At 42.1% G+C, this 14,563-nt stretch carries 8 protein-coding genes and 1 riboswitch; of the genes, 1 reads left to right on the top strand and 7 read right to left on the bottom strand.

Going from position 1 to position 14,563, the window contains the following annotated elements; genetic code table 11:
- Window positions 1-71 precede the first annotated feature (71 nt).
- From G5B30_RS11160 to G5B30_RS11135, 6 genes are all read right to left on the bottom strand, one after another.
- Entirely contained in the window at window positions 72-1,301 is a 1,230-nt protein-coding gene (locus tag G5B30_RS11160) for a fibronectin type III domain-containing protein (RefSeq protein ID WP_165320075.1), read from the bottom strand.
- A 49-nt stretch (window positions 1,302-1,350) separates the two neighbouring features.
- Window positions 1,351-3,165, bottom strand: a complete 1,815-nt coding sequence (locus G5B30_RS11155; protein ID WP_165320074.1) for a RagB/SusD family nutrient uptake outer membrane protein — start codon at window positions 3,163-3,165, stop codon at window positions 1,351-1,353.
- 11 nt (window positions 3,166-3,176) lie between these two features.
- Complete coding sequence (locus tag G5B30_RS11150) at window positions 3,177-6,653, bottom strand: TonB-dependent receptor (RefSeq protein ID WP_165320073.1); 3,477 nt, start codon at window positions 6,651-6,653, stop codon at window positions 3,177-3,179.
- A gap of 255 nt (window positions 6,654-6,908) precedes the next feature.
- Complete coding sequence (locus G5B30_RS11145; protein ID WP_165320072.1) at window positions 6,909-8,120, bottom strand: FecR family protein; 1,212 nt, start codon at window positions 8,118-8,120, stop codon at window positions 6,909-6,911.
- 120 nt (window positions 8,121-8,240) lie between these two features.
- Window positions 8,241-8,831 carry an RNA polymerase sigma-70 factor gene (locus G5B30_RS11140; RefSeq protein ID WP_206367090.1) on the bottom strand — a complete coding sequence of 197 codons (591 nt, stop codon included), beginning with the start codon at window positions 8,829-8,831 and terminating at the stop codon, window positions 8,241-8,243.
- Between the two features lie 83 nt (window positions 8,832-8,914).
- Entirely contained in the window at window positions 8,915-10,339 is a 1,425-nt protein-coding gene (locus tag G5B30_RS11135; RefSeq protein WP_240903187.1) for a sugar MFS transporter, read from the bottom strand.
- Between the two features lie 147 nt (window positions 10,340-10,486).
- Window positions 10,487-10,586: riboswitch (SAM riboswitch) on the top strand.
- 73 nt (window positions 10,587-10,659) lie between these two features.
- Between G5B30_RS11135 and metE the strand changes: the two genes are divergently transcribed.
- A complete protein-coding gene (metE, locus tag G5B30_RS11130) occupies window positions 10,660-12,972 on the top strand; it encodes a 5-methyltetrahydropteroyltriglutamate--homocysteine S-methyltransferase (protein WP_165320070.1) in 2,313 nt (770 codons plus the stop codon).
- Window positions 12,973-13,058: 86 nt separating this feature from the next.
- Here the strand turns inward: metE and G5B30_RS11125 are convergent, their stop codons facing one another.
- Window positions 13,059-14,444 carry an APC family permease gene (locus G5B30_RS11125; protein WP_165320069.1) on the bottom strand — a complete coding sequence of 462 codons (1,386 nt, stop codon included), beginning with the start codon at window positions 14,442-14,444 and terminating at the stop codon, window positions 13,059-13,061.
- Between the last annotated feature and the right edge of the window lie 119 nt (window positions 14,445-14,563).

Genomic DNA, 14,563 nt, shown 5'->3' with positions numbered 1-14,563 from the left:
TAGTGAATCGTCTCCCATCTTACCCATATTTTCCCATCGATAAGTCCATATTTACAGAGATCTTATCTATTCTACTTCGATAGGCTCAATCGCATGGCGTTGATACAATAAAAACCATTTGACGTAGTATTATTATCTCCTTTCGTAAGCGTAATTATAATATTACCCTCAGTGTCCGGATAAACTGCATTGGCGCAGGCAAGCTGAGAAGTATTAGCCAGAGGATCAATAGAAGTAGTAACTTCATTGGATCCGGTTACTGTATACTTCGTCTCACGACCACTTCCACTAGGGTAAGAGGCAAAAAAGCACAGATCATATTGAACATCGCTTTTCAAGCCTTCCAACCGAAATACAGCTACCCCTCCGCCAGCATCTACACCATAAAAGCCTTGTTGAGAAACAACATCAGGCATCGCAAAGCCGGATATATTTGTTGCTGTAGGTCCAGTGGTAAAGCGTGCTGCGGATGATCCAAAGCCTGTTGCATAGACAAAACTCACTCCAGTCGTATTTCCCTCCATATCTACCATGTCCGAAATCGTACCATTTAGGTGGGGAAATGGTTGTGTATAATTCGTCAAGTTATTCCAGCCAGATGCCTCATTATTCATTCCGAAGTTTATAAACACCGGAGCTGCCAATGCCAATGCCCCTACCTCAACGGTCAGCGTGCCTCTCAACATCTCACCCTTATAGATTCGAAATGTATACGTCGTTGCGGGATTCAGTGCGTCCACGAGAATTTCACCATTTTCAATATCCGTCGCGGATAATGATATGGTGCGGGTCGCTGTGCCTGTGGCCGCCACGGTAATCCGATCGGCCTCTTTACTTTTGTCCCAACCCAGTAAGACCGAGTTTATCGTAATATCTTCCTCCTCGGGTGTATAGAATATATTCTCTGCCCCGGTTTGGAAAGTAATTGCCGTAAACTCCGACTCTTTAATGGAAGGATCTTTACTGATTGCTTTAATGCGTGCTGAATAACGTGTAGAACTCCATAACTCCTCTAAAACATACGTGTCCGTCTCTCCCAGTTCGATTTGCTGCACCTCGTTTTCAAACTGAAGTTCATCCTTACTTATTTCCAACAGATACGTTGCATCAGCAATCGGCACCCAAGAAAGCGTGACCTCATTTGCATTCACACTAGCTGCAAACATAGGCGGGCGAAACAGGCGATCGGTCGAATTGTCTGGATCTTCGAGGTTATGCTTTTTACAAGAAACTAAGCCTGCTAAGCAGAATAGCCCCAACACAACAAGTATAGTTCTATATTTATTTTTTATAAGTCTCATAACAATATTTTTTAAACATGACCTTAATATTTTTTAATCGAATGATACATTAAGGCATCTGATCATTTTGCAGCACACCGTTACTGGCTGTTATCGTATTGACATTAATCGGATAGAGGTGGTTATTCTTCGCTTCATTATAGCCATGAGCGACGTTATCCAAGGCCTCCTGAAATGCCTGCTTCGCATTTGCCGACATAGAAGGCAGCCAAGCATTTCGTTCGTATCCCGGTATCGCCGTACTTGGCAATCTGTAATCCGGGTTGAGAATATCAATAGTCTCGCCATCACTTTCCAAACGCCAGAATATATGGGTCGGTACGAGCGTTTGATACTTCGTGTCGTCGTTCACTATCTTAAGACTTTCCTCTTTCATTTCACGGAGTTTTGGTCCTAATAAATTCCATCGTACCAAATCTGTCTTACGCAACATTTCGCCACCAAATTCCCAGGCACGTTCGTCAACTATCGCATCAAAGAACCGCTCTTTATCAGCCGATTCATCTTCGACGTAATCTTCTACCTTGCTCGGCCACAAGCCTTCTGGAAAAGCTCGCTTCCGAACCTCTTTGAGTGCATCTTTCGCCGCTTCGGTCGGGCCGTTATTGATTTCATTTTCCGTTTCGGCATACATCAAAAGAATATCAGCATACCGCATCACAGGCCAGTTGACACCCGTATGCTGTACCGTCTGGTTGTCTCCCCCCATTGCAGGTGTTATCCAAGATTTCCGCCACTTTGTCGGACGGAACTCTGTACCACCCGAGCCTATCATACGCTGAACGTCGGCATATCCGGATTGACCGTACGTATATAGTTCTACCGACACATTTCGGCGTGTATCTTCGGTATCAAAAGAATAGAAATAGTAGGGCGAGGTACGAATAGTTCCCACGCCACGACCATATTTGGTAGACGGCACCGTATATCCAAACAGCATTCCGATATCGTATCCAATACGGCCACTGATAAATCTCCCCAAGGCAATTTCAAACAATACTTCTTTACTCGACAAATCCTGCGAATAAGACTGTAATGTTTTAAATACGCTTTCAAAACTTGAATTCAATGCATGCTCCTTACTATTAATGAGTTCACGACATTCGTCGTTAGCAATTTGGTAATACTCTTCCCAGTGGCGTCCTCTTTTGGTTTCGTGGGTTTTATTGCGCAAAGAAAAGCCTGCATACGAAAGTGCCATTCGGGCCCGTAGCCCTTTTAGGAACCCTTTATTTACACGTTCTGTCGTATTGGTCTCGCGCATCCACGGCAACAGCGGCTCCGCATCCTTCAGGTCCTGAATTAAATATTCATAGATCTCATCTCTATCGGTTTTGGGCAGGTAATAATTATCTTCCGCTTGTGTGGACGTAATTTTAAAGGGTACATCGCCGAAGAGTTTAATCAACTCATAGTAACAGAGTGCTCTTATCGTTTTAGCTTCCGCATAGATACGTTGAGCCTCTTTTGCATGTTCTCCTTCCCAGATAGGGCTTGACGGTAGGTTGTCAATACAAATATTGGCCCTTTCTATGGAGGAATAAAGTAGATTCCACCAAGTGTTCAGATGTGAGATACCTTCATCTGCATCGTAGTGTGCAATATTAAAAGTTCCCCCGTTATTAGCAGCGATGACGAACTCAATATCGCTATCGCAATTGTACCAAAGAAAGTAAGAACCGAACAAATAAGTCGATGCCAGGTTATCATAAGCACCGTTCAGGACCTTCTCTGCAAAATCTACGTTAGAAAATGATGTGGTCTCTGTAAATACCGAAGGTGATTCCGTCTTTAAATAGTCGTTACACGAAAAAAGTACACCGGAAAGCAAAAAGGCCGTCGCAAATATTATATTTCTTTTCATTATTCTTTTATTTAAAATCCGACATTTAGACCAACATTATAGGTACGACTGCGCGGATAAGCACTCCAATCGACTCCTGGCGTTAAAGGTGTACGTCGTATAACATCCACTTCGGGATCATACCCCGAGTAATTTGTCCATGTCCACAAATTGTAGCCCGAAGCGTAGATCCGCAGCTGACTCAGTTTTAACCTGTTTAACACGCTTGCTGGAAAGGAATATCCAATGGTGAGGGTATTCAAACGTAAGAAAGACCCGTCCTCAATAGCCCACGAATGGAGCTGTAAGGTACTCATACCGGGAAACCACATTTTCGCGTCTTTGTTCATTTCAGCTAATGCCGTAGGGTCGCTCACTAAATTTCCGGTTTCGGGGCTATAGTAGGTAAAACGATTATCCATTGTCATCTCGCCCACCATATTTCTATACTTGTAACCGAAAGGCTGGCTGGTGAAAAATATCTTATTTGCATTATAGATATCATTGCCGTAAACCCAGTTGAAAAATGCCGAAAAATCAATACCCTTATATTGACCCGACAGATTAAATCCGCCTATATGCTTTGGATTGGCATTTCCGATGATAACTTTATCTTCACTATCAATGACAAGATCATCATTCTGATTTTTAAATCTCAACGCTCCTGGCCAAAACAGCGAAGTACTCAAAAGCGATTCATTAGAAGGAACACCGTCTTTAAGGGTATAGGTTTGGGCAACGGGATCGTAATTGAAATCATCAAATGTATACATACCGTCTGTTTGATAACCATACATTTGCCCTACTTGCCCTCCCTCTTTAACCAAATAGTCAGCCGCTATCGTTCCAGTTCCGATCCAACCATACCACATACTGTTTTGCTCCCATTCTTTCGCTTCTCCCAGTCTATCAATTTTGTTTCTGTTGAAGCTTATATTAAATGAAGCAGACAAGGTAAAATCCTTTTTCCGTATAATGTCACCGGCGACAGCAACTTCGATCCCTTTATTGGACGTCTGTCCGATGTTTTGCCACTGGGTAGAATAGCCCGTACTCGCCGGTATAGTCGCTGAAATCAAGAGATCCCGCGTGATATTTTTGTAGACCTCCACCGAGCCGGAAATACGTTGATTCAAGAATCCGAAATCTAACCCAATATTTTTTGTCTCTGTCGTCTCCCACTTCAATTTCGGATTAGAGAGCACGCCATCGGGCGCCAGAAACGGCGTATGTGTGCTTTCATCTCCAGAGAGGAAGATATCCCCCGTAGCTACAGAAAAGGTCTTCTGCCAGGCATTGTCAGTAATCCTATTGTTTCCAGACTGACCATAACTCACGCGCAATTTTAAATCACTCAGCCATTCTTCTGTAGAGAACATAAATAATTCCTCATTGATCCGCCATGCAAGCGCTACAGAAGGGAAGTATCCCCATTGGTTTCCTTCAGCAAACTTGCTCGATCCATCCGCCCTAAATGTTCCGGATATCAAATATTTTCCTAAATAATCGTAATTAACGCGTCCAAAAAATGACGACAGTTTATTGGCAGGATCTTCGGCTGTTAATATGGGGTCTGCTGTTCCCAGCTGCATCATACTCAATGCACTGACGGCATCAATATACTTTGGAAAATAACGAGATAAATTGATGATGGAATTGGATCGTTCCGAAACTAGTTCTTGTCCAAGCGTAGCTGTCAGATGGCCTCCGGGATGAATATTCCTCTTCCGGTAGGTCAACACATTGGCTAGGCGTTGCCGATTTCCACTAACTTCTGCAATCCGGGCAAATGGAAGCCCTCCGTAATTATTGACATTAGTCGTATTCAGTCCATAAAAATTCTTGTTCGTCGATTCCCGGTAGCTGTTACCGTACTCCAGACGGTACTTCAACTCACGGGTAAGTTGTACAGACGCTGCACCACTAAAGTCGAAACTCAATCGCTTATAGCGGCGGTAGTCATCTATGGTTTGCTTAATCGGATCTCTGTTGTAGATCACCGACGCTTCAAACTCACCCGGATCAGCTAGTTCAGGATCTACATAATCCGATAATCCATGGATAGGGCGGTATTGTACAGCATGCGATAAACGATTGTTGGAAGATGTTCCTGCCCCTTTTTGATGGTTGTCCGAAAGTCTCGCATTCAAGTCGATAGACAACCAATCGTTGACCTTATTTGTAGTTCTGACGTTCAGATTGGTACGGTTAGACCCCGATCCCAGCATAATCTCCTCGTCATCGTTACGCGTCAGACTGATATTATAGCGGTTACCATTTTGCCCGCCAGAGAAGGCAAGATTATGAAATCCGCTCGTACCCGTTCTTCCAAATAATCTATCCTGCCAATCGATAGGTGTCATTTGTTTATACAGATCGATATCCCGAAAATCTCCGTAGTAGCGCTCGAAAGTAGAAAGTTGGGTCGAAATCTCGTCAACCTCATATTGCCAAAACACATATTCATAAGGGCTTAATACATCCAACGTTTTCGTAATGTTTTTAACACCAAAATAGTTGTTATAGGTTACTGTTCCCTTTCCTGCTTTCCCAATTTTTGTGGTAATCAATATCACACCATTAGCTCCCCGAGCTCCATAAATTGCTGTAGAAGAAGCGTCTTTCAGCACATCAATGGAAGCGATATCGGTCGGCGAGATATCGTTGATATTATCTACTGGAAAGCCGTCGACAATATAAAGTGGCGAATTATCCTGTGTAAGCGACCCTCCGCCACGGATCCGGATTTTGAAATCGGCATCGGGGCTGCCTTCAGACCGGGTGATTTGTACTCCGGCAATACGGCCCGTAAGTGCCTCTGCCGTGGACGTAACTGGAATATCCTTCAAATCAGATCCGCTGACAGAACTGATGGATCCGGTTAAATCGCGCTTATGCATAGTTCCATACCCTACCGCCACAATCTGATCCAGCTCCACGACAATAGCTTCCAACGTCACATCAATATTTTCCTGATGACCTATAGCACGTTCTATCGTCTTGTATCCGACATTCGAAAACACTAAAGTATCTGCTCCATTGGGCAACACCAAACGATAGTTCCCATTAGCATCAGATATAACCGTTCTTGAGGTACCTTTCGCACTTATTGTTACCCCTTGTAACACCATACCCTCTTCATCCTTAATCTTACCCGTGATCGCACGTTGTTTGACGATTTTTGTTTTCCCGCTCAACGCTTCACTGTTTTTTTCTGACGAGGGCGTTATCACGATAGCGTCCTCGGTAATGTGATAAGTCAACGACAATGGATCCAATAATACATTCAAGGCATTTTTTAACGGTACATTGTCAACTTTAATGGATACCCGTTTGGAGGATCGAACGAAGCGATCGTTATAGACAACAACAAAATCCGTTTGCTTTTCAATAGCTTTGAAGACTTTGCTTAAAGCCTCATTTTTCAAACTTAGGGAAATATTTTGAGCTTTAGTAGAAGCACTTACATGCACACAAGTAATAAATAACAAGAATGAAACTAACTTCATAATACGAAGTAATTGATGGGCATGTCTAAAAATCGGTATATTCTCCTTCCATGAGAAGGAAAAACAATAATTTTTCATTAATTTTACGTGTTTACTAGTTTTGTAATCTGTTGTGACTTTGGTTTCAGTCAGACTTGCAGAACGAGGGGGAGGTGTTGGTCGCACTTCCCTTTTCTATTTATTTTTGCTATGTATCTACCATATTATCAAATTTTGGTTTAAATATTTATTGGTTATTATTTTGTTGTCACTCACTCAATTTATAATCAGCTTATTATCCTCTAGTTTAACGTTGATTGTAGAGAGCTGTAGGATTTCCATCAATCCCATTAATGTGGTATTACGCTTAACTTTTCCACTAAACGTGTCGTTGGGCATTTTCCCCTTGTAAACCACTTCGACATCGTACCACCTCGCTACTTCCTTCATCAATTCTACCGTAGGTGTATTATTGAAATAAAAATAGCCATCTTTCCAAGCGATCAGACTTTCGGTATCCACCGTCTTCACGCCAATAGCCAATGCACCTTCGGAAACAATCCCCTGCTGCCCAGGTTTTAAAATGACACTAGGCCCTTTTTCATTTTCGCCTTGCACTAGCCGTACCGACCCCTCCACTAACGTCGTTTTCAACTCCGGTTGGTCACCATATACGGAAACATTAAATTTTGTACCAAGTACTTCTACCCGCTGCCCTCGACTGATTACGATAAACGGTTGTAGCAGGTGACCTCCTGTACGTTTCGCACCTTCTACTTTTGCAACATCAAAATAAGCTTCACCATCCAGCCGTACTACACGTACTCCCGTTCCAAAGTGACTTGGGTATTCTAACGTAGATTCGGCGTTAAGCCACACTTGCGTTCCGTCAGAAAGAGTAACAGAATACATACCACCTTTGGGCGTAGCCAGCCGAAGCTGTTTGGCCTCTTTCGCATCTAAATTTTCAATTTCAATATCATCTTCTTGATAGCTGATACTTTCTCCGTTAACTATAATACCTGTTTGCTCCTCACTAAGGTCTATCGTGCGCCCATCTGCAAAAGTAAGCGTAGCCCTATTCCCGCCTGGTTGGATATCTTGATGTTCCAATGCTACAGTCGTTACCGTTGGGCGAGGCTGCCTATCCATCAAAAACCAGGTGGCTCCAGTGACAACAAGGAGAACAGCCGCAGCGTACGATATCTTTATCAGAATTTTACGTATCGATGCAGGAGATTTTTGCTCTAATGTATATCGACGTTTAAAATCAACAAGTGCCCTTGAGGTATTAATGGAAAGATAAGATGCTTCGAACTCTTGAATATTCTTTGCCTGCAACAACTCTTCAAACAGCTGACGGTTAGCAGGATGCTCGTCCCTCCATGAGATAAGTAATTTCTGCTCATTGGCTGTCAACGTGCCATCCAGATGTTTCTGAATAAGAGATACGATATAAAATACCCGATGCATGCGTTTATTATCCATTGATTAATTTACTAGAGCGCCAGTTGTACTTTCGCTTCCTTATTATAGAAACAGATACATCTGACGGTTTGTCCAAAAAAAATATCTTTTTTTATAAAAAAGGTTTTGGCAAACACGTTCTCAGAAATACAGAAAGATTATCAACAATAACAGGTCTAAATCCTTCCCTTTGAGAAGCTGCTTCAGGAGCATTAACCCTCTCGCCTTCTGGCTGTTTACGGTACTGATGGATATCCCAAGCTCATCCGCAATTTCTATTGGCTTTTTGCCTTCTTCAAACAATAGCTGAATAATTTTCCGACATTGCCCAGGCAGTGTTTGGATAGCAACAGAAAGAGAGGCATATACCTCTGTACGGATTATTTCCTGTAATACAGGCTGCTCGGTCAATTCGTTTTCAGAAGCATAAGCTTCTTGATGTTTATATCGGTTTTGAAATTTACTTATCTCATTATAAGATGCATTTTTCGTAGAAATATATAAAAAAGCTTTTAACGCCTGGGCGTTTGCAAAACTACTTCGTCTTTCCCATACTTTATAAAACACGTCCTGAACAATCTCTTCTGCTAACACATTATTCGGCACAAAACGAGAAGCAAAAGTAACCATCAATGGAAAGTAACGATGAAAGAAATAGTCAAACGCAAGCTCTTCCCCCCGCTTTAAGCGCTGCAATAAAATATTATCTATATGAAGAAGGTTTACATCCATTGGCAAATGATGAGCTGGATTAAAGGTACATTTTTTATGGCAAACAGCCGTAATTTAAAGCAAACACCGGCAAAGCATTCCAGTTAATGGCCTCCTGTTACGACATTGGACACTTTTCTTTTACGAAGAAACATAGCACCGTAGAAAGCAACATACGTATAGCACAAAGCAGGGATAAAAAATGATTCACGTAACCCCACCACGTCTGCCAGCCATCCTTGTAACACCGGAATGAGTGCTCCCCCTAATATCCCCATAACCAGTAACGAAGAGCCTTGACCGGTATGCTTATCCAGTCCATCGATACTCAATGTAAATATATTTGACCACATGACAGAGTTAAATAACCCGACCGCCACCAACGACCATAAGGTCCATATACCACCACCGAGAGCCGTAAAAATCACTAAGAGGATATTCGTTAATGCAAACAACGTCAATACTCGAGCAGAGAACGCTCCCGCTACGACAAAGATCAAACAGTTCAATAGCATAAATAATAAAAAATACACGATTTGTGTATACGAGATGTCAATTATGGTATAGATCAATCCGAAAACCAAGACCATAGTTATAATCATGAAAGCTACCCGCTTAAACACATTTATCTTTCCATTAAGCCAAATAGATCCGGCAAATCTACCAATCATCGCTCCCCCCCAATATAAAGCCAGGTAATTTTTACCAACATGCTCATCTACACCCAGTATGCTTGGATCATTGATAAAACTAATCATAAAACTTCCGATAGCAACTTCGGCTCCTACGTAAAAAAATATAGCCAAGATACCCGCCCGCAGTTGGGGAAAGGATAAAGCCCCTAAACCCTTTTGCTTCGTAGGCATAGATTTAAACTCCGGTAATTTGGTAAAGTAAATTTTGACGGCAAATAAAATAAACAAAAGTCCAAATAAAATATACGAAATTCCCGTGGCTTTAGCCGATTCTTCTGTCGTTCCAGCAAATAATTCAAATACCAGATATCCCCCTAAAATTGGAGCTATAGTCGTTCCCAAAGAGTTAAATGCTTGTGCCAAATTGAGCCTGCTAGATGCGCCATCTGGCGTTCCCAAAAGTGCTACATAAGCATTTGCCGAAATCTGCAATAGCGTAAAACCTAATCCTAAAACAAATAATCCTAAAAGAAAAACCCCATAAAGCCCTATACTTTCAGCTGGATAGAATAAGAAGCAACCCACTGCCGACGTCGATAGTCCTAATAAAACCCCACCCTTATAACCGATCGCGTTGATAGGGTCCCGGTAAAAATAAGACACGATAAAATATATTAACGAACCCACAAAATATGCCCCAAAAAAGGAGAACTGTACTAACATAGCCTCAAAATAGCTTAGATTGAAAAGGCCCTTGAGATGTGGGATCAGAACATCGTTCATACAGGTTACAAACCCCCACATAAAAAACAGTGTCGTTAAGATCGCCATCGGATATTGGTAACCTACCTGGCCCTTAGCTGAGAAAAAAGATTTATTTTTTTGCTTGATCATTTAGTTCTTGGTTTATCACACTCTATTTCCAATTTATAGAAACAGATAGTGCCGCTATTTTGTCCAAAGCTATCAAAGAATTTTTCACCTTATCCCATTTTTTATTTTTTCCCTTTTAACTTTTGATATTTATAACTATCTTTGCGACGCTTATAGGGAAAGGCAGAGGGAATAGACCCGAAGAAGCCTTAGCAACCTGTCTCTGGACAAGGTGCTAAATTCTACTCCGCAAGGGGAAAGATAAGCCGAAGTTTCTAATCCGAGAACCTTCTCTACAGCACCAAAATCGTTTAAGATTAAAATTTAATAGGGATAAAAGTATGTTAATTACCAACAACTTAGGTTACCCAAGAGTGGGACCTTTCCGCGAGTTAAAAAAAGCTAACGAAGCTTACTGGGCTAAGAAGATCTCGGCGGAAGAATTATTACAAGCAGCAAAATCTATTCGTGAAAACAACTGGAAATTGCAAAAAGAACATGGAATCGGTTTAATTCCGTCAAATGATTTCTCTTTCTACGATCAAGTGCTGGATTTGTCATTGACTGTAGGTGCCATTCCCGCCCGCTACAACTCACTGCTGGACAAAATCGACCGTCAGTACAATTTAGATTTGTATTTCGCCATGGCACGTGGCTTCCAAGAAGGCGGCGTAGATGTGACAGCAATGGAAATGACCAAATGGTTTGACACAAACTACCATTATATCGTTCCTGAATTCACAAAAGATCAAGCGTTCAAATTAACTTCCGAAAAATTCCTAAACGAATTTAACGAAGCTAAAGCATTGGGTATTGACACAAAACCTGTTCTGATTGGCCCCATTACTTACCTTCTATTAGGTAAAGAGAAAGAAGCTGGCTTTGACCGTATCGATTTGATCGATAGATTATTGCCTGTCTACGAAGAAATATTAGGAAAATTAGCTGCAACAGGAGCACAATATGTACAGATCGACGAGCCTTTCTTGGCTTTGGATATTGACGCGAAAGTCAAGGCTCTATATGCTACTGTTTTTGAGAAGCTAAATACGGCTGCAAAAGGCATCAAACTTGTTGTAGCCACTTACTTCGAAGCATTGCGCGACAACGAAGATATTGCTGTCAGCTTACCTGTACACGCATTACATCTTGATTTAGTACGTGGTGAAAATCAATTGGATACTATTTTAGCAAAAGTCCCTGCTTCTTTAACTCTTTCTTTGGGGATAGTCGAAGGACGTAATATCTGGAAGAACGATTATGAGAAATCATTAGCTAAAATCAAACAAGCGGTAGATGCATTAGGCAAAGAACGTGTGTGGATCGCTCCATCTTCTTCTTTACTACATGTTCCTTTTGATCTGGATAACGAACATAACGAAGAGTCGCTTCCTGCTGAGGTTAAAAACTGGTTAGCCTTTGCCAAACAAAAGTTGGCCGAAGTAAAAGACTTGGCGATCTTAGCTGATGGTGAAGTGAACGCCACAACGGCAAAACGTTTTGAGGATAACAAAGCTGCTGCTGAAAGCCGTCGTACTTCACCGTTGATCCATAGACCAGAAGTGAAAGAGCGTGTAAGCAACATCACCGATGAAGATGCAAAACGTACTTCTTTGTTTGCAGAACGTAAAGCTGCACAACAAACTAAATTTGGTCTACCTGCCTTTGCTACCACAACCATCGGTTCATTCCCACAAACAAAAGACGTACGGAAGTGGAGAGCTGACTTGAAAAAAGGAGCAATCACGCAAGAACAATACGACAAGGAAATCGCAGAGGAAACCGAAAGAACAATCCGCCTACAAGAAGAGTTGGATATCGATGTATTGGTACACGGTGAGTTCGAACGTAACGACATGGTGGAATATTTCGGTGAGCAATTAGCTGGCTATGCTTTCTCGCAAAACGGTTGGGTCCAATCTTACGGCTCACGTTGCGTGAAGCCACCGATTATTTACGGAGACGTCTACCGTCCCGCTGATATGACTGTTCGTTGGTCTGCATATGCACAATCATTGACTAGCCGTCCTGTTAAAGGAATGCTGACTGGTCCTGTGACCATTCTGCAGTGGTCTTTCGTACGTAACGATCAGCCTCGTTCGACGACAACTTACCAGATCGCTTTGGCTATTCTTGATGAGGTACAAGCATTGGAAAAGGCAGGTATCAAAATCATCCAGATCGATGAGCCGGCTATCCGCGAAGGTCTTCCATTGCGGAAAGCGGATCAGCAAGACTATCTCAACTGGTCTGTACGTGCTTTCCGCGTGTCTTCGTCCAACGTGGATGATGATACACAGATCCATACACATATGTGCTATTCCGAGTTCAACGATATCATCCGTGATATTGCTGCTATGGACGCTGACGTAATCACCATCGAAACTTCCCGTTCACAAATGGAATTATTGGACGCATTCGCCGGCGAATTCAAATATCCGAATGATATCGGTCCTGGCGTATATGACATCCATTCACCACGCGTACCAAGCACGGAAGAAATGGTAGAATTATTGCGTAAAGCAAAAGCGGTAGTTCCAGCTGAACAACTTTGGGTAAACCCTGACTGTGGTTTGAAAACCCGGGCTTGGCCTGAAACCAAAGCAGCACTTGAATCGATGGTAGAAGCTGCGAAAATTCTAAGAGCAGAATAGAACCAAAAGATTAGTAATATTAAATAAATAAGCCCGAGGTGTAAAAACTTCGGGCTTTATTTATTTGTTGTAAAAACATGTTCTTTTTATACGCTCCTCTTTCTATTCACAAAATAATATACAGGAAGTCCCAACAAAATTAAAATAAATCCCGGCCATGTATAATGAGGTTTGTAGATAATCAACAATACACAAAACAAAGTACCGATCAATAGATACATGATGGCTGGTAACGGATATAAAAATGTACGATAAGGCCGCTCAAGCTCCGGTCGTTTCCAACGCTGATATACCACACCGAATACAGTAACCATATAGAAGATGACGATAACAAAAGACACCATATCGAGTAGATTTCCATACTGCCCACTTACACACAGCAAAGAAGCCCAAATGCCCTGTAGCCAAAGTGACCGACTGGGAACATCGTATTTATTATTTGGAATAGCCCTTTTCAAGAAGAGCCCATCCTTCGCCATGGTCTGAAAAACCCGGGCTCCGGATAACACCAGACCGTTGACACATCCAAATGTCGACACCATGACCAACAATGCCATAGCCAGCGTACCGGCCTGCCCCAATAATTTTTCGGCCGCAGCGACAGCAACCCGATCGTTAGCTGCAAAGGCCATTTCATCCCGACTTAAAGCAGCCAGATAAATAAAATTACACATTAAATAAAGCAGCATGACAAGAGAAGTCCCTAACACCATTGCACGTACCATATCCCGTTTGGGATTCTTCATCTCGCCGGAGATAAAAGTCACGTTCTCCCAAGCTACGCTACTAAATATCGCCCCCACTGCAGCGGCTGCAAGCCCGCCCATTAAAACTCCTCCGGATATCGGAGTCCAGTCCCCATTATCCAGATTTTGAAAGGCAGACCAACCTACCTGCATATTCTCCCAAAAGAAATTATGTTTTATTAAAAATGCCCCTCCAAATATCAAAACAACCAGAGCTAATATTTTGGAGACCGTAAAAAAAGACTGTACGAACTTGCCGATTCTTATTCCCTTTGTATTGATAAAGGTTAATAATAGAATAACACCTATAGCTACAATCTGAATCCACGTAATCATAAAAGTGCCGTTTTGATACAGCGGAGGAGCATCATTCAGTCCGGGAAAAACATAAGCTGCAAACTTACCAAAGGCTACTGCTACTGCAGCAATAGTTCCAGTCTGGATAACCGTAAAAAGACTCCAGCCATACAGAAATCCCGTCATTTTCCCAAATACCTCGGTAAGGTAAGCATACTGTCCTCCTGCTTTAGGATACATTCCCGATAGTTCACCATAACAAATTGCAGCTGCTATCGTCGCCAAGGCCGTGATCACCCACACCGTCAATACCCAATAGCCGGAGCCTAACTGACGCATCATATCGGAAGAAACAATAAAGATACCACTACCAATCATGGAGCCCATCACAATCATTGTTGCATCCCATAAACTAAGTTGTTTTCTCATAAAAGTTCAGGTCTAATGCCGTAAACCTACATAAATAAATCGAAAAATGAATGAAATAATAAAATTTCTGAATATTTAATCTAAAATTAAAAAACAACTCCTATATTCATAACGTTATA

The sequence above is a fragment of the Sphingobacterium sp. SGG-5 genome (genome assembly GCF_011043525.1).
GTDB lineage: Bacteria > Bacteroidota > Bacteroidia > Sphingobacteriales > Sphingobacteriaceae > Sphingobacterium.
The sequence above is the reverse complement of the archived record's forward strand: the minus strand, read 5'-3'. Positions and strand labels throughout refer to the sequence as shown.

Bases quoted from the DNA above. Each gene is read 5' to 3' on its own strand.
- G5B30_RS11135 (WP_240903187.1), bottom strand. From the start codon at position 10,339: ATGATCAAGCAAAAAAATAAATCTTTTTTCTCAGCTAAGGGCCAGGTA.
- G5B30_RS11125 (WP_165320069.1), bottom strand. From the start codon at position 14,444: ATGAGAAAACAACTTAGTTTATGGGATGCAACAATGATTGTGATGGGC.
- G5B30_RS11145 (WP_165320072.1), bottom strand. From the start codon at position 8,120: ATGGATAATAAACGCATGCATCGGGTATTTTATATCGTATCTCTTATT.
- G5B30_RS11155 (WP_165320074.1), bottom strand. From the start codon at position 3,165: ATGAAAAGAAATATAATATTTGCGACGGCCTTTTTGCTTTCCGGTGTA.
- metE (WP_165320070.1), top strand. From the start codon at position 10,660: ATGTTAATTACCAACAACTTAGGTTACCCAAGAGTGGGACCTTTCCGC.
- G5B30_RS11160 (WP_165320075.1), bottom strand. From the start codon at position 1,301: ATGAGACTTATAAAAAATAAATATAGAACTATACTTGTTGTGTTGGGG.
- G5B30_RS11150 (WP_165320073.1), bottom strand. From the start codon at position 6,653: ATGAAGTTAGTTTCATTCTTGTTATTTATTACTTGTGTGCATGTAAGT.
- G5B30_RS11140 (WP_206367090.1), bottom strand. From the start codon at position 8,831: ATGGATGTAAACCTTCTTCATATAGATAATATTTTATTGCAGCGCTTA.